Annotated in this window: 23 protein-coding genes; 6 read left to right on the forward strand and 17 right to left on the reverse strand. The window is 43.6% G+C overall.

All coding sequences use genetic code 11. The features are described from left to right. Window positions 1–54: 54 nt before the first annotated feature. From ACFS5N_RS00870 to ACFS5N_RS00935, 14 genes are all read right to left on the reverse strand, one after another. Complete coding sequence (locus ACFS5N_RS00870; RefSeq protein ID WP_377181234.1) at window positions 55–756, reverse strand: DsbA family oxidoreductase; 702 nt, start codon at window positions 754–756, stop codon at window positions 55–57. Between the two features lie 243 nt (window positions 757–999). After that, the gene (locus ACFS5N_RS00875; RefSeq protein ID WP_377181237.1) at window positions 1,000–1,194 is read right to left on the reverse strand and encodes a heavy metal-binding domain-containing protein; all 195 of its coding nucleotides are present in this window, start codon (window positions 1,192–1,194) and stop codon (window positions 1,000–1,002) included. Between the two features lie 2 nt (window positions 1,195–1,196). Continuing rightward, window positions 1,197–2,726 (reverse strand): PepSY domain-containing protein, encoded by a 1,530-nt coding sequence (locus ACFS5N_RS00880; protein WP_377181239.1) that lies wholly within the window; start codon window positions 2,724–2,726, stop codon window positions 1,197–1,199. Next, window positions 2,653–4,971 (reverse strand): TonB-dependent receptor domain-containing protein, encoded by a 2,319-nt coding sequence (locus ACFS5N_RS00885; RefSeq protein WP_377181241.1) that lies wholly within the window; start codon window positions 4,969–4,971, stop codon window positions 2,653–2,655. Before ACFS5N_RS00885 ends, ACFS5N_RS00880 begins: the two co-directional genes overlap by 74 nt. A gap of 300 nt (window positions 4,972–5,271) precedes the next feature. Beyond that, window positions 5,272–5,643: a hypothetical protein gene (locus tag ACFS5N_RS00890; protein WP_377181243.1), complete on the reverse strand. Its 372-nt coding sequence runs from the start codon at window positions 5,641–5,643 to the stop codon at window positions 5,272–5,274. 120 nt (window positions 5,644–5,763) lie between these two features. After that, window positions 5,764–6,126, reverse strand: a complete 363-nt coding sequence (locus ACFS5N_RS00895; protein WP_377181245.1) for a hypothetical protein — start codon at window positions 6,124–6,126, stop codon at window positions 5,764–5,766. A 127-nt stretch (window positions 6,127–6,253) separates the two neighbouring features. Next, the gene (locus ACFS5N_RS00900) at window positions 6,254–6,622 is read right to left on the reverse strand and encodes a hypothetical protein (protein ID WP_377181247.1); all 369 of its coding nucleotides are present in this window, start codon (window positions 6,620–6,622) and stop codon (window positions 6,254–6,256) included. A 78-nt stretch (window positions 6,623–6,700) separates the two neighbouring features. Further along, a complete protein-coding gene (locus tag ACFS5N_RS00905; protein ID WP_377181249.1) occupies window positions 6,701–7,603 on the reverse strand; it encodes a hypothetical protein in 903 nt (300 codons plus the stop codon). 99 nt (window positions 7,604–7,702) lie between these two features. After that, window positions 7,703–7,882: a hypothetical protein gene (locus ACFS5N_RS00910; protein WP_377181251.1), complete on the reverse strand. Its 180-nt coding sequence runs from the start codon at window positions 7,880–7,882 to the stop codon at window positions 7,703–7,705. Window positions 7,883–7,972: 90 nt separating this feature from the next. Continuing rightward, entirely contained in the window at window positions 7,973–8,974 is a 1,002-nt protein-coding gene (locus ACFS5N_RS00915; protein WP_377181253.1) for a fatty acid desaturase, read from the reverse strand. 103 nt (window positions 8,975–9,077) lie between these two features. Next, window positions 9,078–10,070, reverse strand: coding sequence for a YncE family protein (locus ACFS5N_RS00920; RefSeq protein ID WP_377181255.1), 993 nt, complete (start codon window positions 10,068–10,070; stop codon window positions 9,078–9,080). A gap of 115 nt (window positions 10,071–10,185) precedes the next feature. Beyond that, window positions 10,186–13,266, reverse strand: coding sequence for an efflux RND transporter permease subunit (locus ACFS5N_RS00925; protein WP_377181257.1), 3,081 nt, complete (start codon window positions 13,264–13,266; stop codon window positions 10,186–10,188). Then, window positions 13,266–14,213, reverse strand: coding sequence for an efflux RND transporter periplasmic adaptor subunit (locus ACFS5N_RS00930; RefSeq protein ID WP_377181259.1), 948 nt, complete (start codon window positions 14,211–14,213; stop codon window positions 13,266–13,268). The genes ACFS5N_RS00925 and ACFS5N_RS00930 overlap by 1 nt, the downstream gene beginning before the upstream one ends. Window positions 14,214–14,215: 2 nt before the next feature. Continuing rightward, window positions 14,216–15,451: a TolC family protein gene (locus ACFS5N_RS00935; protein WP_377181261.1), complete on the reverse strand. Its 1,236-nt coding sequence runs from the start codon at window positions 15,449–15,451 to the stop codon at window positions 14,216–14,218. 304 nt (window positions 15,452–15,755) lie between these two features. Between ACFS5N_RS00935 and ACFS5N_RS00940 the strand changes: the two genes are divergently transcribed. Next, entirely contained in the window at window positions 15,756–16,169 is a 414-nt protein-coding gene (locus ACFS5N_RS00940; RefSeq protein WP_377181263.1) for an EamA family transporter, read from the forward strand. 2 nt (window positions 16,170–16,171) lie between these two features. On the opposite strand, the gene ACFS5N_RS00945 is transcribed toward ACFS5N_RS00940, so the two are convergent. Continuing rightward, on the reverse strand, window positions 16,172–16,864 hold the full coding sequence (locus ACFS5N_RS00945) for a CPBP family intramembrane glutamic endopeptidase (protein WP_377181265.1): 693 nt from the start codon (window positions 16,862–16,864) through the stop codon (window positions 16,172–16,174). 56 nt (window positions 16,865–16,920) lie between these two features. On the opposite strand from ACFS5N_RS00945, the gene ACFS5N_RS00950 reads away from it, so the two are divergent. Further along, window positions 16,921–18,084 (forward strand): MFS transporter, encoded by a 1,164-nt coding sequence (locus tag ACFS5N_RS00950; RefSeq protein WP_377181267.1) that lies wholly within the window; start codon window positions 16,921–16,923, stop codon window positions 18,082–18,084. A 57-nt stretch (window positions 18,085–18,141) separates the two neighbouring features. Next, window positions 18,142–18,336: a hypothetical protein gene (locus ACFS5N_RS00955; protein ID WP_377181269.1), complete on the forward strand. Its 195-nt coding sequence runs from the start codon at window positions 18,142–18,144 to the stop codon at window positions 18,334–18,336. Here the strand turns inward: ACFS5N_RS00955 and ACFS5N_RS00960 are convergent, their stop codons facing one another. Then, entirely contained in the window at window positions 18,337–19,980 is a 1,644-nt protein-coding gene (locus tag ACFS5N_RS00960; RefSeq protein WP_377181271.1) for an ArnT family glycosyltransferase, read from the reverse strand. A 277-nt stretch (window positions 19,981–20,257) separates the two neighbouring features. Between ACFS5N_RS00960 and ACFS5N_RS00965 the strand changes: the two genes are divergently transcribed. The 3 genes from ACFS5N_RS00965 (at window position 20,258) to ACFS5N_RS00975 (ending at window position 22,565) form a co-directional block, all read left to right on the forward strand. Then, window positions 20,258–20,788 carry a DUF2911 domain-containing protein gene (locus tag ACFS5N_RS00965; RefSeq protein ID WP_377181273.1) on the forward strand — a complete coding sequence of 177 codons (531 nt, stop codon included), beginning with the start codon at window positions 20,258–20,260 and terminating at the stop codon, window positions 20,786–20,788. Window positions 20,789–20,941: 153 nt separating this feature from the next. After that, window positions 20,942–22,018, forward strand: coding sequence for a DUF3810 domain-containing protein (locus ACFS5N_RS00970; protein ID WP_377181276.1), 1,077 nt, complete (start codon window positions 20,942–20,944; stop codon window positions 22,016–22,018). A gap of 130 nt (window positions 22,019–22,148) precedes the next feature. Then, a complete protein-coding gene (locus ACFS5N_RS00975) occupies window positions 22,149–22,565 on the forward strand; it encodes a hypothetical protein (protein WP_377181278.1) in 417 nt (138 codons plus the stop codon). Window positions 22,566–22,568: 3 nt separating this feature from the next. Here ACFS5N_RS00975 and ACFS5N_RS00980 read toward each other — a convergent pair whose 3' ends face one another. Next, window positions 22,569–22,820, reverse strand: a complete 252-nt coding sequence (locus tag ACFS5N_RS00980) for a hypothetical protein (RefSeq protein WP_377181280.1) — start codon at window positions 22,818–22,820, stop codon at window positions 22,569–22,571. Window positions 22,821–22,866 lie beyond the last annotated feature (46 nt).

Consider the following 22,866-nt stretch of genomic DNA (forward strand, 5'->3'; position numbering starts at 1 on the left):
TTGGTCGAAATGACATTTTTGTTAAATAGCTCGTATACCCTCGGCTCCTGCTGCTCAGCAATTTCCGTTTATATCACAGCTATCGCCTTCAACTATCTCCAATTTGGCCGGCTTGTTTACGGTCCATTCGCTGTAAGCTTTTTCGATGGTCTGGGTAAACGCATCAACCGGTTGTGCGCCCGACACGGCATATTTCATATCCATTACAAAAAATGGAACACCGCGAATACCTAATTGCTGCGCTTGCGCGATATCCTGATTGACGTTGATGGCGTATTTATTACCTTTCAGCGTGTGTGCCACCTCGTCTTTATCCAAACCGATAGACGCGCCCAGTTCCGCCAATGTTTCATGGTCGGCTATGTTTTTACCTTCGGTGAAGTAAGCTTTAAAAAGCGCTTCTTCGGCTTCGTCGCCTAAGCCATATTGCTTTGCCAAATGTGCAAAGCGATGCGCATCGAAACTGTTGGCCACAACCGCTTTATCAAAATCGTAAGTCAAGCCAACTTCGGCAGCCATTTGGGTTACATGGTCGTTAAGTTGTTTGGCATGATCAAGGGTGATACCTTTAATATCGGCCAGGTATTGGTTAATGTTGATGTCAGGGTCAGTAACCAGGTTAGGGTTAAGCTGAAAGCTCTTCCATTCAACTTCAATTTCGTCTTTATGTTCAAATTGTTCAAGGGCCTGCTCAAAACGGCGTTTACCAATGTAGCAGAACGGACACATTACGTCACTCCAAATTTGTATTTTCATCACTATAATTTATTTTTTTAAGGTGATGAAGCTATCATGCTTTACATGACGGTTTCATAATGCAAAGTTACCATACCCGTTTTTAAGCATGGTAACCGCAAAGTAAAATATCAGCCCCGCTGTTTGGGCAAACCCTAATTTGTCATCCTGAACGTAGTGAAGGATCTTATTTAAGCGATATGTAAATGCGCAGTTAATTTCAACGTATAAGATCCTTCGTTTCACTCAGGATGACAATTGAACTTATTTATCCTCATCGCGTTCCACCAGCTGCATACCACATTTGGCGCATACGCCGGGTTTGTCCTTGCCAATGCTGGGGTGCATAATGCAGTAATATTTATATTGTTTTTTGGCGATGGCTTTCTGTTTAGCCGCATTGCCACAACTGCTCAATACAAAACCAATAAACGCTATTGCTATTAAAGTTGATTTCATAATCACTTGTTTTTTATAAAGGATGCAAAACCCAGTAAAGAGGTAAGTAACACCGTTAAAGCAGCCAGTATACTTACCATATCGCGAATATCTTTCCCGGCCCAGGTCATCCAAAAGAATTTATGGAGAAAAATAAAACTCAAACCCTCGGCACGGTCAATACCCGCAACTTTGGTAGCCAGCTTGGCCGATGTGGTTTCGATATACCAATTCTCGCCGTTAGGGTAAGCTATTTTTTGTACCGGCAATCGCTTATTGATGAACCCATACTCATTATCAAACTGACCAATGCGGCTAATCTTCGGCTCGCCCGTAGTTTTGCCATCGCCATAATAATTACTTAAAAAGCGGGCAAACTGCTCGTCGCCGTTGGGTAGCCCGGCGCCGTTAGCGGCATCTACATAAATGATCTGTTTCTTTTTATTGGTGATCTGATAATAGGTGTGTCCGTTAAACTTAGCCAGTCCGACACGTTTGATTAAGCTATCAGCTACTGCTGGATGCAGATTGGATATTGTTAGTTCGGGGCGATTGATCACCTGCCCAAAATCAGCTTTCTGCGGATCAGTTTCGCGTAGCTGAACAATGATGTGAAAAGCCCCGCTTACTAAAAACATAAAGAGAATGAAGGATATGGTCAACCCCGTTTGCCGGTGATAGCGGTGAATAAACCGTCGATCAGCGATACCTTTTTGCTTGTGCTTTTCGATAACCGATTTGAAGTTTTTCCAAAACAGGCCGTAAACGATCAGGCCGCTCAGCATCGCCAAAAACATACAGGTTACCAGCACCAGCATTATCACCAGGCGGAAGGTATTGCCGCCAATAGCTACCAAAAATTGCCAGGTATGAAACTGCTCGAATAACCACAAAAAGTTTTTGCGCAGGTTATTGTTGAAGGTACCCATACGGCTTTGCGCGGTCTCTACATAAACATCCATGCCATTTGCGCGGTTAAATGACACCTTCCAAACCGGTAGCAGGTGGTTAATGGGCTGGTATTGCCCGTCGAACGTTTTTTGCAGCTTAATGCTTTTTATGGCCGATGTACTGTCTTGTGTAAAATAGCGGGCCAGGTAAATGGCATATTGCTGGTCGCCGCCGGGTAATACCCGGCCCGTGAGGGCCGAGTAATAATTATAGGTGCTATCTGTGCCGATAACCTGATAGTAAGGCGTCTTATTAAAGCCTATCAAACTAAAGTTTCTAAGCTGCGCGATGTGGTTTTGATCCAACACCTGCTGAATGCTCAGCGTGGGTTTAATCTCGCTCTGTAGGGGCTGCTTATAAACCTCGACCGGTATAAACGGCCTGAACCAGTTTGACATGAACGGGTGCGACAGCCCGCTCAGTGTCCAAAAAATTACCGGTACCAAAGCTGTTAAGCCAATAATGCGGTGCCATTTATAAAACTTACGTTTAGCGGCCCTGTTGGCCGGCGCTGCAGCTTCTTTCATATCAGTTTTTTGTAAATGAGTAGTTAATGCCCAGGGTAAACGTGCGTGGCGCACCTGCGTTGTAGGTATCGCCATATTGGTTGCTGGTTACCGTGGTTGCGTATAATTTGTTGGCGATGTTCAGCGCATTAACCCATATACCTGCACCCTTTAACATGCCGCCTTTAATATCGTAACCTAAACGCAGGTTGTAAATGTTATAGCCAGAATAGGTTTTGGTGTTTGCCGGATTGGTGTAATACTTGTCAATATGCTGCCACTCGCCGCTGATTCTGAAACCTGGCAGGTAGTAAGGTTTATAAGTAAGCTCTGAATTAGCAATCCAGGCTGGGGCGTTGTTCATGCGTTTACCGTCATAGTTGATGGTGTAGCTGGTATTGGTAGCATAATTGGTTCTAACCTCACTATAATCAACATAAGTATGTTTGGCATTGGTACCGCTAAAGCGAAAACTCAGGCTGCTTACCGGAGCATAAGTTACCGAGTATTCAATACCCTGATGGCGCGTAGCACCTGCATTTTGATTTTGCGTGGTGTTATCTGGCAGCAACTGGTTAATAATCTCGTTGCGGCCCTCCAGATCGTACAAGCTTATTTCGATATACATCTTCTTATCCAAAGCCGATAGCCAGCCACCAATTTCATAATTGTTGAAGGTGGCTTGTTTCAGAGGCCGCAGTTGGCGGGCGCTGTACAAATCGCCGGTTTCGGGCGGTTGAAAACCGACGCTGTAATTTGCATACAGGCCTTTGTTGTGGCCGAGATCATAAGTCAGGCCTAATTTTGGCGCAACGATATTAAAATCATTACTTTCCTGCTGTTTGTATTTGGTCCCGGCGGTTAATCCGTTTTGGAAGTTGTAATGTACACGGTCATAACGTAGTCCGGCAACAATGCGCAGCGGATCAATAGGGTTGATCTCATACTGGGTATAAGCTGCCGTATTAAACAGTTTAATCGTATAATTATCAATATAGGTTCCGGTATTGCTAAAGCCCGTGTAAAAATTATTAGCTACATCTTTGGTAATATTTAAATACTGCGCATAATATGAACTCGGACTGTCGTCCAAATACACCCCGGCAATCAATCTTGAGTTCAGGAAATCAAAATTACTGCGGTGCTGTGCCAGTAAACCAAAGCTGTGAAAACGCTGATCGTTCACCTGGCCGTTGCTGCTTACGTAATTGCCCTGGTTGTCGCGCACATCGGCAATGTAATAACTTGGTAACTGGGCGGTCGAATTATCGCGGTAAAAAGCCGTTATGAAGGTGCTGTTTTTCTCATTCCAGGCATGTTCCAGTTTCGCGCTGGCTCTAAAGGCCCAAACTTTACGGTAGGTGAAGCGCTGATTTGCCCCATAACTGCGGCTGTAAAAATGGGCACTATCCAAACTACCCGGCGTTTGGGTGTTCAGGTAATTGTATGCCGCTCCAGCAGTAATTTTGGTGCGATCAGACATCGCATAAGTTGATTTGAAATTGACGGAATGTTTATCAAAATCTGAATAGTCCTGCCAGCCATTTTTCAGGTGCGACGTGTAGCCACCAACATACAAACCAAATTTGCCCGAGGTAAAGCCCGCATTGGCATCTAAACGGCGATAGTTGTGGTTATCGCCTTGCAAACTGATATTGCCAGATGGTACAGCCGGCGGGTTCTGTGTGATGAAATTCACTGCACCACCAATGGCATTACTGCCGTAAAGTGAAGACGCCGGGCCTTTGATCACCTCGATATCCTTCACACCGCTCATGTTGATCTCATACAATGAGTTGTGGTTAAATATGCCGGTAGGGCGTATGGGCAAACCATCTTCCATGTACAAATACAAAGCATTGTAAGTTATAGGCTGACGGATGGCCATAGTATGCTGCTCATTTCCCAGGTCGACCATGTAAACGCCGGCTGTTTTATTTAAAAGCTGATATAAAGCAGTGGCTTTGGTTTCTGTGATGGTGGTTGAGTTGATCTTGCTGATGGCGATAGGAGCATCCTGTCTCGCCTCACCTTCGCGACTGGCAGATACAATCACCGGTTGCAGGTCGACTGCTGAGGGTGTAAGCTCAATGACGGTATTATTGGCAGAAATAGTCAGCGTTTTGCCGTTATAGCCAACCAGGTTAACATGAATTGTGCCCCGGGCAACGGTAAACTGACCTTTAGTGTTTGTTTTTTTTGTGATGCCGTTATCATTGCTGATGATCGCGCCGGGTAACGGCTCGTGCGTGATAGCATCGGTAACAGTACTCGTTACGGTCTGGCCAAAAGCCGCGGACGTAAACAGGCTGAGTAAAAAATATATAAAATATTTTTTCATAGAAATATGTGGTCGGGTGCGGACCGAATAGCAATTGGCGAATCAACACTACCAGATTGTTATCCTGAGCGTTAGCGAAGGATCTTATCAAAATGATAGGTAAAGCGTATAAGATCCTTCGCTATCGCTCAGGATGACAACGGCTTTGCGGAGTGGTGCTGATAATTGCTACTAAGTACCCCTGATTTATTAAAAATGAATAGATCTGTGAGTTATGACAGTTTATAGCGATGACCACAGCACGCACCAATGGCGTATAGCATCGTCATCAAACAAAATAAAACTGTAAAGAAAAAGGAATTAACCCACTTGAGGAGGGCGGAAGATGGTGCTGGTGTCGGTTATGCCTTGTGGAGCTTTATAAGGCGTTGAAATAACCTCCAGCAGTTGGGTGTGGAATGTCACGTCGAGAACAGCAGAAACGAACACCTCCTGGAAAAGGTTTTTCTGCGACTCGCGGCTGTCATTCTTTTCGGCATCCTGCGCGGCCTTGATTTTTTTCATGAAGTAGCAATGCCCGTTACAGTGCAGCCAGGGTTTGTCCCGGTTTTCGCAAAGCGTGGTGGCAATGTACTTCTTGTTCAACTCAAAACCCGCATAGATAAAGTAGCGCGACAGATTTACTGAAACCAGTGCAACTAACAAAACTATGGCAGTTATCTTTCTGAGCATATTGCCGCAAATGTAGTGGCTGGAGGTCATAAAAGCAATACCTCTCCCCAAAGGGGAAGGCTTTTTTATAAGACTGGTTTGTTCACCTCCCGCTCCTTTGAAGAGGGCCGGGGAGAGGTCTTATTTATCACGTTTAAGGGTAGCCTTAAAGGTTTTGCCTTCAAGGTCGGCGGCTACAATTACCGAGTCGCCGTAGTATTTGCCGGTGTGGTTAATGGTGTATTTGCCGGCTTTAACAGTAAAGGCAAACTCATTTCCCTGTAAAACGCCGTCGGCAATAGGCAAATCGTTACCGTCAGGCGAAAGGACGGTGCCTGACAGTTTATCGCCCTCAACTTTAAAATTGTAAACTAGCGGCAGCTCGTCGTCCTGGGTGATTTTAACGGAACCGGCCCATTTGCCGTTCAATCCGGTAATTGCTGCAAAGCAGGCAATAAAACTACAAAATACTAACAGTGCGGTGGTTAAGATCCTTGTTTTCATAATCTTGGGTAGTTTTATTTAAAAGTAGCCGCACTTTGTAAATAAAAAATTACCGGTCGATTAAGTGAACAATAAGTTAATTTAAAATTATCTGTTAATATTAAGTTTATGTTTTTTGAATGCTACCTTACTTTGAAGCAGCTATTCTAAGCAATTTGGAGTGTAATTTATCTCCGCCTAAATTGGCTTCAACAATTACAGAATCGCCGTAATATTTGCCTTTGCTTACTACGGCTTCACCGCTAACGTCAACCTTAAAAGTAAACTCTTTGTCGCTCGTTATTTTGCCGTCGTAAATTTTAAGATCGTCCTGTGGGGTTTGTATTACGCCGTCCAGTTTATCACCGTCTACCTTAAAAATGTAAGTTAAGGGTACTTCGTTACCGTCGGCGGTAACGATAGAGCCTTTCCATTTTCCGGTTAAATCTGTAATGGCTGCAAAACAAGCCCATGCGGTACTAAACAACAATGCAGCGGTCAGTATTTTTCTTTTCATATCATAATGGGTTATAATTCTAAATTAGGATTTTTTTATCCAAAGCAAACGCTCTTTGCTGAAAATTAAAAACTTAACTTAAGGAACCCGATAATAATATACCGGCGAAAACACGCCTTCGCTTACTGTGTAAAAACCGCGTCCGTCGGGCGTAAAACCAATTGCTTCGCCTTGCTTTTCCTGCTGATAGTTAGGTTCGGCGGGTATGCGCTGCAGCGTTTGCCAGATTGGCTCGTCGCCCTGCCGTTTCCAGTAGTAAACTTTCTGATAGCTTTTTACCAATACTTGTGTGCCATCTTTAGAGATATCGCCGGCGGTGATCCACTTAAACGGTTTGAAGCCCTTAAAAAATAGCTTTGCGCGGTAGGTCATTACTACTGTATCGTTAGGTTTATAGTTTAGCGGTGATGTGTAAACACGAACGGTGTCTGACCTTTTAGAAATAATGTAGAATAGTTTTTGTACCGGATCAACCATTAAAGTCTCTGCATCTTTTGGTCCGTCGGGGTATTTAAGATGAACAGGGGCCGCAGCTACATTAATATTACCGCCTTTGGTCCACGCGGCCTGCTCTTGTATACGATAAACCGTCAGGTATTTGCGTACGGCGCCGTTATCGCCGATGTCGCCTACATAAACATAACTTTTATTTTTAAGCGGGCCGGGCCCTACCGCAATGTCTTCGCAGTCTCTGGCGCCAAGCGGCTCTTTGGGGTCGCCTTTATAATAAAGGGTTGAGATGAGTTTGCCTTCCGGCGATATGGCAAAAAAACGACTCGTATCACCGCTGTCATTATGTACATAATAAACATCTTTATTGATGCCTGATGCCGCTATGCCTGAAGTTTCATCCATCACCTTGTCATTCAGGTTGCCAGACAATACAATTTGATGAATCAGGTACCGATGCCGTGCATATGCGCCGGCGAACAACAGGAATATAATGGGAACGAGTATGTTTAACTTTTTAGCTCTGCTCATTTTGGGGGCTGAGTTATTTTTGGCAAAGTTACCGAAAATAAGTTTAACGCATTGGTTAAGTAATTATTACGGTTTTTGCGTTTCGCGAAGGCTTTGATATTATTTATGAGTGATTTTTGCCCGTTTTAATTTGGCATTTCTACGCAGCATGGCAACGAAGGATTCAAATTTTTCTTTATCTGTTTTATTCAAGATCTGCAGAATTCGCTCTTGCCCAATTTCGGTTAAACTAACCGTTGTCGAGCTATCATTTGAATATGCTTTTTCAGACGCAGACATGCTATTATATTTAATGCAAGATACAGAAAATAGTTTGTAGAAATAACAAAGGCTCCGCTAGGAGCCTTTATCTTATTGTTAGTTTAGTTTTTAGTTTGTTGCCATTTCAGCATCCGGCTTTGAAATGTCTGTGAGCGCTACCTTGCCCCGCTCTTTGCGCAGGATACGGTTAAACAGCGATATTTCTTTATCAAACAAAAAGCGGAAGAAAAGTTTGGTCCATGATTTATGATAGTAAAGTGTATCATAATATTCAGGCGCGGTTTTTCTGATTTCAGGCAGTTTGTTCCATGGGATAGAAGGGAAGTCATGGTGTTCATTATGGAAGCCTACGTTGAATGATACCGTATTCAGTGCTCCATAATAGCTATAGGTCTCCTGCTCAACACTATGTGTCAGGTAGTGTTCCTGAATCCAGCGGGCGCCAAGCGGGTGTAAGCCTACCGAGAACGAGAAGCTTAGCAACAAATAAGCTAAAGCATGCCACCCCCAGAAATAATAAATAGCCGCTGTGAATACAACCTGCACCGCTATATTAGCTACAATCCAGATATCAAAAGTTTGAATCTCGCGCAATCTTGATAACCGGAAAACCTGGAATAAGGGGTAAAATAAAAGCCAAAGCGCTTTACCTATAAATGAATTATTAATCATTTTAGCTTCCCAGCGGTTAGGCAGGTCTGCGTCCAGCTCATGCACACCCTGAAAAGAGTGGTGTTTGATATGATATCGTTCAAACGAAATTGAACTCGGAAAAATTTGTGGCATGTTTGCCAAAATACCCGCCCAACGGTTTGCCGAGCGATTTTTGAATAATAATTGGTGCGCACACTCGTGTATCATTACAAATAGCGAGTGATCTGCAAAAGCTCCCAGTAAATAAGCAGCGCCAAAAACCAACCACCATGATTGATCGCGAAGTAGCCAGGCCAATACTAACTGAAACGATACCAGGCCAACAATGGCCCAAATGGTGTTTGGATTTTTGCCGATCAGTGTCCGCAAACCGGGAAACTCTTTTAAAATTTTCTTCGTTCGGATACGGTGCGGCTCTGATGCCTGCGAGTAGACAAAATCTGTTCTTTTAGTCATAAAATTTTATACAATCTATAATTTAAGTTGGCCCAGGGGTTTTTTATAATAACTCAATTCCCCAATAATAATTATAAAATTTTACATAATAGTTATAAAACTGTTAATTCGGTTTATAAATCAACAGCCTGAAGGTGCCGGGTAAGGGCCTGCGCGTACCTGCTTCCATGGTAGCTACGCTTAAATATATTTTATGTGTTTTGGTGTCCAGTGCCAGTGTTTTTGCACGGTTTTGGGTAGCCAGCGTTTGTACAACCTTATATTGGTCAGCACTTTGTTGCTTGATGATAGTTGTGGTTCCGTCGCCGTTTGAGCAGAAGATCAGTTTGGTTTCGGGGTCATAAGCAACGGCGTCGACGCCGCCACCAATTGGCACGGTAGCCACTACTTTGCCCGTAATAATGTTAACAACTTCCATGGCCTTATTTTCGCGGCATACTGAAAAAGACCGCGAGTTTGCCAAATCAAGCGCCAGGCCGGTAGGTCCGCCGCCCGGCGCAAGCGGAAAGTTTTTAATCACTTTCATAGCTTTTACGTCGATCACGTTAAGGCTATTCTTGTCTTCGAGATTGTTATAGATAAGCCCTTTGCCATTGCTTACGGCAAATTCAGGTGCGCCGCCGAGAGCGATAGTGCCATCTTGTTTTAACGTATTCGGGTTAATTACCGACGAATTATTGCTTTCACCATTAAAGGTATAAACACGGTCAAAATATGGGTCGTATAAAATAGCGTCTGGTCCGTTGGCATTGGTGAGCAAAATGGTGGCAGTTTTCTGTAAAGTTTTCAGATCAAAAGCTACCACGGCATTGGCCCGGCCGTCGCTTATAAAGCCTGTATTTGCTTTATTGTCAATGGCGATGCCGTGCACGCCTTTCATGTTTTCAATTACGCCAATTTGTTGTTCAGTAGCCAGGTCGACCACGTTCACCATAGTGCCGTGCGAAACATACAGGCGGTTGTTCACTTTGTCTATTGACAGGTAGTCATACCCACCGTCGCCGGTAAGGTTTACAGTTTTGTCAAGCACGTAGGTTTGTGCATGGGAAAGGCCGGCAAGCAAGAGGGCAGCGCAGCCGAGAAAAATCTTTTTCATGATTATTTTTTAAGGTTTTGTACCGATGATAAATATCCGGGGTAATTCTGTAGAGACCTTGTATTTATTCGCTATCAATATGAAATTATCACAGCGATCATAACGACAAATAAGATTACGTCCCACGCTCTTCTAAGTGATGATGTGGATTTACATCGCCTTTTTTATACAGTATGCGCAGCATACTTGGCAACACAATCAACAACAGAGGTAAAGCAGCTAAAAATCCACCGATTACCGCAATAGCCAGCGGCTGATGCAATTGCGCGCCTGCGCCTATCCCCAGCGCCAACGGCATCAAGGCAATGATGGCGCCCAACGCCGTCATTAATTTAGGGCGAAGGCGTGTCGAAATAGAATAAATGATGGCATCGTCAGCCTTGGCGCCGTCTATCACACTTTGTTTAAACTGCAGGAAGGTAAAGATGGCGTTCTCGCCGATAATACCCACTATCATGATCAAGCCGGTATAGCTGCCTACATTAAGCGGTGTATTGGTGAGCAATAACGACAGCAAACTGCCTGACACGCCAAGGATAGATATCAGCAGTATTAAAACTGCTATCCTGAATTGTTTGAACAGGAACAATATTACCCCAAAAACCAGCAGACTTGCAGCTATCAGAATCATCAATAATTCTTTAAACGATTGCTGCTGCTCGGCGTCAGCGCCGCCATACTCAACATGGTAGCCTTGCGGCAGATTGATTTTGGCTACAGCAGCTTTAATAGCCGGCATAACCGTGCCCAGATCGCTGCCCTCCAGGCGGGCGCTTATGATACCCATTGACTGAAGGTTTTCGCGGTTAATCTCTGCCTCGCCGGCTTTTAGTTCAACTTCGGCCAGGCGACTGATCGGGATCATATTGCCTTTGGGTAAAAAGATATTTAAATCTTTAACACCCGACACGGTAAGCCCACGGTTACCCGGGTATACCATGCGTATAGGAGCCAATTGCTGTTTGTCAAACAAATTGCCCACAAGCGTACCCTGCAAGGCAGTTTCAGTTTGCGATTGCAAATTGGCCGGTGTAACGTTATACTGCGCCAGTTTATCATAATCAGGCACTATACTTACTGAAGGGCCGGCAATTACAATGCCGTCGAAAACATCGGCAGTACCTTTTACCGAATTTAGCGCAGCGGCTATTTGTTTAGAGAGGTCTTGCAATACACTTTGACTGCTACCGTAAACTTTTACCTCGATAGGTTGGGCCGATTCCATTAAATCGCCCAGCATGTCGCCGATAACCTGTCCAAAGTCTATTACCAGGGCCGGTTGGGTTGAAGCAATCTTGTTTCGGAGTTCGCTGATTACTTCTTCAGTGGTTTTATCCCGTTTCTTTTTAAGGCTTATCAGGTAATCGCCACGGTTTGGCTCAGTGATAAAGAAACCCATTTGTGTACCCGTACGCCGCGAGTAAGCGGCGACTTCAGGTTGTTTAATAATGATCTTCTCGATCTGGCGCAGCATGCGGTCGGTTTCCTCAAGCGAGGTGCCCGGCGGCGATGAATAATCAAGTACAATACTACCTTCGTCTATATCGGGCAGGAAACCGGTTTTTAGCAATTTAGGTACTACGGCAATGATTACTATTAACCCGGCTACAATAGTTAAACTTAGCCATGGGCGCAGTATAAACCAGCGCACCCAGCGCTGTTTGCTGATATGGTGAGCTTCCTGATGCTTGTTTTTGTCTGATGATGTGAATTTTGGCTTTGGGGTAAGCAGCAGGTAAACTACCGGCAAACCAATCCAGGTGACAAAGAATGAGCATATCAAAGTAATGATCATGGTATTAGTCAATACCTGGAAATAGGCGCCGGCTACGCCCGTCATCAGTAAAAAAGGCACAAAGATTACGATGGTGCTGATGGACGAGCCAACCATAGCCGGGAATAAGTAGTTTAGGGTTTTTTGTATCAAAACCCGGGTTAGTTCGTCCGGATGTTCCTCGTGTGTACGATGTATTTGCTCCACAACAACAATAGCATCATCAATAATTAAACCTATGGCCGCGGCTATGGCGCCCAACGTCATAATGTTGAAGGTATAACCCACCCAGTACAGCACAATGAGCGTGAGCCCTAAAGTAACCGGGATAGTGATTAATATAGTGGTGCTGGCTTTTATGGAGCGCAGAAAGATTACGGCTACTATAATGGCCAGCAGCAGGCCAACCCAAAGGCAATCGCTTACGCTTTTTATAGAATCGTTTACAAAATCGGCCTGTATATAATAGGGTTTAATGGTAACATCAGCAGGTAACAGCTTTTGCAGCTCTTTAACTTTAAGCGCCATAGCGTCTGACAGATCTACCAAATTGGCATTTGGTTGTTTAATAACGGCAATGAGCACGCCATCATGCCCATTGGCGTTAATACGGGTGTACTCAATCCCTTCATTTATCTGTACCTCTGCAATGTCTTTGAGTTGGATAATACGTTTACGGTCATTACTGACGATTACGTTTTCAAGTTGTGCTTTGTTGGCAATGGTGGCATCGGTAACCGCCAGGTACATCATTTTGTAATCAGACAGGTATCCGCCCGATCTGACAAAGTTAGTGTTAGACAACGCCGCGCTAATGACATCAGGCGTTACACCCAGGCTGCTCATTTTCTGGCGGTTCAAAATCAGCCAATACTCTTTAACCTTACCGCCAATGATCCTGATCTCTGAAACACCGTCAACCTGCGACAGAAAAGGCTTAATGGTATAAGTAGCCAATTGCCGCAGCTCAATAGGCGAGCGGTTATGACTCTCTAAAGTATAGCCGCTTACCGGTAATATGGAGGGGTTCATTTTTTGAACCGAGATATTGACGTCGGCCGGCAGGTCATTTTTTATCTGGTCAATAGCCGACTGGATGCGTTGCATGCTCAGATCCATGTCGGCATTCCAACTCATAAAAGCAGAAATCTCGCAGCTGCCCCGGCTGGTCGTGCTGCGCACCACCTTCAAGTCGGGAACCTGTTTTACTACATTTTCCAGCGGCTTGGTCACGGTCACCATCATCTTGTCCACAGGCTGCAAACCTTCATCGGCGATGATCTTTATTTTGGGGAAGGTGATTTCGGGGAAAAGCGAAGTTTGTAGTTTGGTATAGGCAAAAATCCCCCCGGCTATGACCAAAGCCAGTACCAGGGCCAACGGCTTACGGTGCGATATGAAGAAGTTTTTTGGCCCGGTCATTATTGCACAATTTTAACTTTAGCGGTGTCAGCCAGTCCGTAATTTCCTGTAACCACAATCTTGTCGGCAGGCGAGAATTTTGGTGAGATGATCTCTACACGCTCACCTACGTCAATGCCTTTGGTAACGGGTACTTTTACCGCTGTATTGGCATTAATGAGCTTCATTACCCAAAAATCCGTCTGTGTGTCGTTGGTTAATACCGCCGATTTAGGCAGTGACTGTGTATGGGGCTTTGATGTACTAACTATGCGCGCTTTAGCTATCAAATTTTCGGGGATGGTATTGTCCCCACCAATCCTGATCACAACGCCCTGTGTCTGTGAAGTGGTATCAACCGAAGGCATGAAAGCGCTAATTCTGCCGTTTATCTTGCGGCCGTCGGGCAGGGTGAGCACAATGTTTTGATTGCTTTGTACCTTTTGCCGCATCTCGTAAGGTAACTGCATAATGAAGGCAAAGCTTGAGCGGTCGCTTATTACAGCCAGTTGCTCGCCGTCCTGTACGTAGTCTCCGGTTTGGTGGTTTAGTTGGGTAAGGTAGCCGTGCTCGGGGGCCTTAATCTTGTTTACGCCCGAAAATCTGAATGTAGTATCCAGCACGTTAATGGTATTGCCAATAGTTTGGGCTTCTTTTGTTTTGATGGTAAACATTAACTGACCCTTACTAATGTACTGACCCGGCTGAATGTTGATATTTCGCACATAGCCATTGGCGTTAGCCTTTACAATATTTTTTTGCTGATAGGTTGAAGTGGCGTTAAGGTTAATATAGTCAATCAGTGTGCTATCGTTAACGGTTGTTACTGTAACTGGGGTTATGGCTTCAACTTTGGCATCTTCCTCGTCGCCTGCATCGGTTTTGCCCTTGCAAGCCGATAAGAGTACCAGCACGCTCAGCGCCCAGTAAAAGGGTTTAATGGTGGCATGTTTATAAAATATCTTCATGTTTATTTATTCCAGTAGTTAAGTTGGTTTACCAGTTGCAGGCCGGTTATAGTAGTTTGTGTAAACAGGTTTTTTACTGACAGGTAATTGTTGATGGCCAAAATCAGATCGGCAATTTTCAGGTCGCCGGTTTGCATGAGCTGCGTGTCTACCTTAATCAGGCTTTCAATGTATTTCATCTGGTCAGTCACCTGGTTCAACAAGGCGTCGTTCTCAGCCAGCTGCTGATTTAGCTGCGCCAATTGCTGCCTGTATTGTTTATCAAAAAATGCTTTATAATTCTGCCGGGTGTCCTCCTGCAGATTTATTTTTTTTAGTGCCAGTTTGCGCTGGCCGCCATCATAAATAGGCACAGACAGGGTAAAGCCTGCGCTTAAGCCAAAGTTTTTATATTCCTGCCCGGTGAAGTCGGTATTAAAACCGGCATCTGCCAGCGCGTTTAATTTGGGCTTGTAGGTAAAATCCAGTAGACGCCGGCTATTGATGATTTTTAAACTATCTGTTTCAAACTGCTTGAAATAGATACTGGTTAACGGATCTGCAGCTATTGCACGGCGAATATCCGGCTTGCTTAAAGTCACCATTACCGTATCGGTAACTCCCGCCAGGTAATTTAGCGTCGTGTAGTCGTTTTTGTATTGCGCGCGCGACTGAGCCAGTTGCAATTCGGCCTGTTTCAGGGTCACTAAAAAGGTCAGGTAGTCGCTTTGCCGGTAAACGTTTGCGCGGGTGAGCTTCTTTAATACCTCGTTTTCCTTAGCTAACAGCGCAACTACTTCTTTATTGAAATTGTATGACTGCAGGCTGCCGTAAGCGGTGATGTATTGTGCTGTAACCGACTTTTTTAAATCCTGCTCAGATATTTTGATACTGTTAATTACACTTTGGGTCGACAGTGTAATGGTTTGTACCTGCTCGTTAATATTTTTACTCCCGATGATGGCTTTATTAACGCCAACCAGTCCATCAAGTGTATGCTCATTGGTAATAGCGGGCGCGTAGCCGTAACCATTAATAACCGGCGCATATAAACCGCCGCTGTTCAATGCTACCTGTGGCCGAAGGCCTGCGCGCAGGCGCAAGCTGTCCAGTTGGTTGGAAGCTATCTGATTGTTTAAATCTTTAAGTAGCGGACTATTACTGCGTGCAATTTCCAGATAACTATCTAATGAAAAGGTTTGTGCCAGCGAGGTAGAAGCGATTAAAATGAAGAGTGTAATGCTGAAAAGCCTTTTCATGCTGTGATTTAGTAGTTTTGACCTTGCCACCGTATGGACCCACCCCGACATTGCTTCGCTCGTCGACCCTCTCTTCGCCTTTGGCGTAAAGAGGGTTTGCTCCCAAATTCATAATCCCTCATTACTGCTTGCGGAAGAGGGTGATGCAGCGTAGCACAGATCGGGTGAGTCATCGCCGCGTTGGCAATGGTTTTTTTATGCTAAAATAGCGCATAATTCTGTATTAATTTTGTATGCCGCAACAAGTTTTAAACAGATTTGTTGTCGAACTTTACTTGTATAACATAATTAAAATCAAAAAACTATGTGGTGGATATATGCTTTACTGTCGGCGTTGTTTGCGGCTTTGACAGCTATTTTTGCGAAAGTAGGTATAAAAGGGGTAGATACAGATCTGGCTACCGCTATACGCACCGTGGTGATTATTGTAATTGCCTGGGCGCTTGTTTTCATTAAAGGTGCCAATGTGGGCATAAGCAATCTTACTAAACAAAACTGGACCTTCCTGATTCTGTCGGGGTGCGCCACAGGTTTATCGTGGATATGTTATTTTAAGGCTTTGCAGTTGGGAAAGGTTTCGCAGGTGGCACCTGTTGACAAATTGAGCGTGGCGCTGGCCATTGTTTTAGCAGCCGTTTTCCTGGGCGAATCTATCAGCCTGAAAACCGGTATTGCCGCCGCACTTATCATCAGCGGTACGCTGGTGTTAATATTTTAAATTTATTTCATGAAATGTGAAGCGAGCATCAGTCCGGTTACATCAATAATAAAGTGAACAATAATAAGCGGCTTGATATTGCCGAAGCGTTGATAATGGATGCTAAAAATGACACCGATAAGAAAAGGAAAGATATACTCGCGCGGCATATTGTATTTATAATGGAGGGCCGCAAACAACAATGAGGAAAGAAGTACCGGGGCCCATTGATTTTTAAACAATAATGATAATCGCGTTAGCAAATAACCCCTGAATATTATTTCCTCACATACACCGGCGGTTAAACTGATAAAGAAAATTAATACAGGGCGCCCTTTTACAATATGAGCTATTTGCCGCATTACCGTGGTGTCTTCATGATAACCCATTAAAACGGGTATAGCTGATAGAATTTGCGCCGCTATAGTAAGCAGGTATAAAATTACAACCGCTGTTACCACAAATTCAAAACCGCGTTTTTTTTCGGGCAATATCAGCAATGATTGTTTCTCTACCTTGCGGGCATAAAGCCAAAGCAACAAAACCTCTGCCCAAAAAACAATACGTGAAGCATAGATCTTGGTCCAGTAGCTAACCGGCAAATGTGCTACACCAAGTGATAGCAGAAGCGGAAGCAGGAAAGCTATTACTACACCGGTAATAATTTTAGCTTTTGACAGATTTTGTTCCTGACTGTTTTCTTCAATACTTTCCATTCTTCAATTATAATTAAACATTATGAGCGTGGCAATGCCTAAATTTACCGGTTTGTATGACAGCGACATTAACATCTCATAGCCGCACGCCGAGGCAATTGCGTTTAGCCAACGCTGTTTTCTTTTTCTTGTCCGGGTTTGGCTATTCATCCTGGGCGTCTCGTATTCCGTCTATTAAAACTCAATTGCACCTTAATGAAGCCCAGTTAGGTGGTTTGCTGTTTGCAATGCCGGTGGGTTTGTTATTAACGTTGCCTGTTACAGGCATTTTATTAAGCAAACATAGCAGCCGACGTGTTATGTTTTTGGGGTGCTTATTTTATGCGGTCATGCTGGGTTGTATAGGCTTTGCCAATAATACATGGCAATTGGTGGCTGTATTATTTTGTTTTGGTGTATCGCGCAATCTGTTTAATATCTCCACCAATGCCCAGGCGGTTGCGGTACAGGCTTTATACGATAGGTCTATTATGGCTAATTTTCACGGTATTTGGAGTATGGCCGGTTTCGCAGGTGCGGCATGCGGCTATTTTATGGTTTATTATAACGTCGGCACCCGGTATCATTTGCTGGGTGTGAGTTTGATATTAGTTATTTTTACTTTACTTTTTATTAAGGGCACTATTTATGAGCCGCCTGTACCGCAGCCAAAAAAGAAACTGTTTACGCTGCCGGATAAATCGCTGCTGGTATTCTCGCTGATCTGCTTTGCCAGTATGGCCTGCGAGAACACCATGTACGACTGGAGCAGTATCTACTTCAACAAAGTAGTGCATGTACCCAAATCAACTGCAACGGGCGGATTTGTAGTTTATATGATTGCCATGACATTTGGCCGTTTTGTAGGCGATGCCGGGGTGAATCGTTTCGGTATTAAGCATGTTTTACGGTTTAGCGGTATTTTTATTTTCTGCGGATTATTAATGGCTGTCTTTTTGCCTTACACGGTTCCCTGTATGGTTGGCTTTATTTTGGTTGGATTAGGTGTATCCTGCATTGTACCCATGGTGTTCCAGATGGCGGGACGGTCAACTACCATGAGCAGCGGCACGGCGCTGGCTTCAATATCGTCTATCGGTTATTTGGGTTTTTTGGTGGTTCCGCCTTTTATTGGCTTTATTGCGCAGGCGGCCGGGCTGCAACTATCCTTCGGGTTAATTGCCTTATTGGGTGCTATGGTAGTTATATTGGTGTATAATATCAAAGATAGCGAAGGCTAACTTGCAAACAATATAGCGTCACAGGCGTTGCTGTAATAGGTAAAGCCGTCATCACCAATGAAAGCTGCGAAAAAACATTTTAAGTTTATTAATAGTAAAACAGGGTATGTTATTCACCATTATACCCTTACCGGTAATCTGAACGAAACTGATGCCAAAGCCGAACTTGAAAAGGTAAAAGCAGACGTCGCAAGTAAAAACAGCTTATTTGTAGATACTATTTATTGGGAAGAAGACAGGGACACTGAGTAACTACCGGCTTATTAGATACACTTTATCTAACACCTGTTGCCGTGTGGCGGCATTAACAAATTTAGGCAAGATCCTTTCCTGGGGATAATTAGTAAAACTTTTAATTAGTTGATAAGGGATGTGGTTATTGTTTAAGTAATCAAGCAAATACTGCGTTACAAACATTACCGAGCCAGGGGCATTCATCTGCTGAAAGCGCTCAACGGGTAGAAAATCAACCGGTTTATTGCATTCAAACTGAAATACGTTGCTTTCCATCCGGCCCGAATAAATGTGTTTATAGTTGGCTGTGTTAACGTATTGAGCAGCGCTGATCTGTCCGTTATAATTGGTGAGTATAGGATAAAGCACCGTCGCCAGGTAAAAATTGGCAAATAACACTGCTGCGCAATTAATGAAGAACGCTTTACGATGCAGGTTGCTAACCTGCTTGCCGACGATAGTTATCAATCCTAAAAACAAGATACAACCAACCGCAAAAAACAACTGACTTGCAGGCTTCAGGAAAAAATTGATGACGAAAATTGCTGCTGTAAAAAGCGTAATATATACCCACTGATTAATTAACCTGAATTTACTGGCCCGTACAGATAGCCGGCGATAGCAATATGGTGCCGTAACTATGGCAAACAAAGGGAAAACGGTATTGGTGTAAAAAGGCAGTTGAAATTTAGAAAATGAGAATAACAACAACAACAATAATCCGCCGCTTAACGTGTAATATTCAGGCAGCCCGGTTTTGAAATATATTTTACGGACAGATTTGTAAACAGCGTAGTAAAACAGCAAGCACCAAGGTGCAAAGGCCCAGAGCAGGGTATGCAGGTAAAAGAAAATGTCGCTGCCTTTAGTACGGCTAATGGGGCCGTTATTTACAAACCGGCCAAACTGGCTGTCCCACAAAAACCAGCGAATGCCTGATACACCATGCTTATCAAACACCAGCTTTTCAGGGTGCAAATCAAATTGCAGATACAGTGCATAGAGTTCAGGAAGGGTGAACACCAGTGTCAGTAAATACAGCAGCAAAAATCTTGGTGCAAATATGTAGGTAAAGCGTTTGGTAAAAATAGCCTCGCCTAATAAACTGCCATATATGGCCACAATCACAAATATGCCTTTGGTCATGATAGCGCAGGCAGTAAATAGTGCGGCTAACAGCAGGTCTTTTAATGTAAATTGTTCTGACAGGTTACTGATATGATAAATGGCCGCAATCACCAAACCCATTAAATAAGGCTCGGCACGAACGTCGGTGTTCGACATGATGATGTATTGTGCCGTCATCATAATAAGCACTGCTGTCGCTGCGGCCTCCCAGTCGTAATATTTTTTTGCGAAGAGATAGGTATATCGCGCAGCTAATAAAAAAAATAATAGTGCCGGTAAACGGTAGGCCCAAACGCTTATGCCCAACAATTTGAAGCTTAACGCTGCCATCCAGAACGGAAAGTGGGGCTTGTCCAGCCAGTCCCGTCCGTAAGTAAATAGTTGAAGCACATCATGCTTATATAACATATTTTTGGCGATGGATGCATAAAGCCCGGGGTCGTCGGTAAAGAATTTTACGTTGATACCGGCAAGACTGACGGCAAAAGCCAAAATAAAAAACAGTAAGTAAATGGGCTTGTCGTTATGCTTCATCCCTGCAAATAAAATGTAAGTATAAGGCTTTTGGGTGTGATGCTAAAAACGGGCATAAAAAAACCCTTGCCTTATGCAGGCAAGGGCCAACTCACAACAATTGTTTAACCTTGGGCTATGAATCCCTCAGTCAATTCCTAACTGCAATGTGAATCACTGTTATAACATCTTAAGTATTAACTTAGTTTGCCTGGTTAAGCGAAAATTTTTTCATTTTAGCCGGTAGTTGCATCTATCGAAAAACGACTTATCTTTACCACTAACAAACCAAAAAAACATGAAAACATCTTTCACAGTAAAAGCAGTTGCAGTTTTTGTAGTTGCATTTTTAATCTCGACAGTTTCATTTGCGCAAAATAAAGCTCCACTCAGTCCGCGCGACAGCACTTCAGGTGTGGTACACGGTGCGCATATCACCATTAATTATGGCGCTCCATCTGTACGCGGCCGTAAAATTTTTGGCGGCCTGCTGCCATACGATAAGAACTGGAGAGCAGGCGCCAACGAGGCTACCACTTTTAGTACCGATAAAAACATTACTATTGGTGGTAAAACATTGCCTGCCGGCAAATACAGCTTGTTTGTAACTCCGGGCGAAAAACAGTGGAAAGTTATTTTTAACTCACAATTAGGCGAGTGGGGTATTAAACATAACGGCGAAGCTAATGACGACCCGGCTAAAGACGTTGTTGTGGTTAGTGTAACACCTAAAACTGTACCTATGACCGAGCGTTTAAAATACGTAATCACTAAAACCGGTTTTGATCTGGTTTGGGAAACTACATCGGTATCGGTAGCTATTAAATAATTAAACGATATTAATAATTTTTAAAAAGCGATGGATCTTACGCCCATCGCTTTTTTTATTACCGCCTTGGCACTTAAATTAGGGCTCAGGGTGATACCCCCCTTTATGGCAATCTGTTGTAATTCTGTCCATCCATAATATATATTTGTACAGATGCTTAAACGCTTCAATCAAATACAAAAACGCTTTCTTACCATAGGCATATTGGCTATAGCGTTGTATCTTTTAAATGTATTTGAAGATTATCCTGAGGCGGTCGAGAAATATTACGCTCAGGGCCTTTACGTTTTTATTTGCAAGATATTCCACCCTGTATTTAACCTCATCCCGTTTAGTGTTGGCGATGTGTTGTACAGCGCCGTGGTTATTTATCTCGCTTATTTGCTAATAAAGTTTATTTCGCTGTTATTTAAAAAGCGCTTTAAGCAGGCCGGTAATTTAATGCTAGGTGTTATCATTGGCATACAAACAGGCATATTGATATTTTATTTGTTTTGGGGACTAAATTATTACCGCCCCTCAATGAACGAGCGTTTGGGCCTGCGCGATACCAATTACACAACCCAACATTTACAGGATATTACCTGTATGATGATTGACAGCGCCAATGCCACACGTGCACGCCTTACGGCTGCCGACACGCTGCAAGAAAATAAGGCCGTCTTTGAAACCGCTGTAAAAGCGGTTAACAAAATGTCGGCAGCATCTGCCGGTTTTCGCACTTATTACCCGCATATAAAGCCATCGCTTTTAAGCTGGCTGATGAATTATTTAACTACGTCAGGCGATTATAATCCTTTCACCAGCGAGTCTAATATCAATTATCGTATACCGTATTTCGAGCGGCCGTTTGTAGCCTGCCATGAAATGTCGCACCAGATTGGGTATGCGTTTGAAGATGAAGCCAGTTTTTCAGGCTATCTTATCGGCATTAACTCCGGCGACCGGCTGCTGAGCTATTCTGCCTATCAGGATGCGCTTGATGAATGCATGCACGCCATGCGTCGCCGCGATACAACGATCAATAATGAGCTTAAAATGCATATCTCAAAAACCGTTAAGTTGGATTTTAAAAGGCAGCGCGACTATTGGCTATATTATCGCGGGCAGATGAGTACTATCAGTGGCATATTTTACGACGATTATTTGAAAGCCAACAACCAGCCTCATGGTTTAGATACCTATAACCAAATGGTTTTGTTACTGATGGCCTGGTATTCAAAGCACTAAAAATATTTTCGCAAAAATTATTAATTTTAACACCGTAATTCCCCGGTAATTAAAGGACATGAAAAAGTGCCTGCTAACTATTGCAATTTATTTGTGCTGTGCACACGCATTCGGACAAACTATTAATTTGATGAATATCATTAACCTGACCGGTTTAAATAATGACCAGGCAAGCAGCATACTAACAGCAAATAAAGTTTGGGCGCTGCAATACGGCGAGGATATAAAAGGTTTTGTAGTTGAGCATTACCAAAATATGGCCGTACCACCCAAACAAAGAGAAACGCTGATAGTAGGGCAGGGAACCAAAACTGCAAGTGGCGGCATATTACGCACCGTTAGCTACGTCAGCCCGAACGTGCAGGATGTTATTAACCTGGTGGGGCAGGCAAAGGGGCAGGGATTAGTACAAAACTTTCGCGGGTCTGACAAAAGTGACAATATCTATATTTACGAGAATATATTATACCACATGGTAGTGCGTATAAGCCTAAATAATGACAAGGCAGTGATTGATATCAACCAAAAACAGATATTTGTTGAATAAGCCTTAAAAAGCGTACGAGTAATAATGGCTGATGTGTTCCTCAAGCTGCTGCATAAAGCGCTTTTTAAAACGGCCTTTATAAGCAATAACCTTTTTTTGCGGCGTGTAAGCCACCTCGCCTAAAACCTCGCCCTGTTTAATTACCTTGAAGTTGCCTTCCTGGCCGGGCATCATAGTAATATTGTGCTCCTCATTTGCATCGTTAATTAATATGTGAAACTGGCGTTGCGGATTAAATTGTGATTGATGTGACATGACAAACCTCCCCCTGTGTTTTCTGTGTACCTGGTTGTAATTGGTA

This window comes from Mucilaginibacter ximonensis (assembly GCF_042686265.1).
GTDB lineage: Bacteria > Bacteroidota > Bacteroidia > Sphingobacteriales > Sphingobacteriaceae > Mucilaginibacter > Mucilaginibacter ximonensis.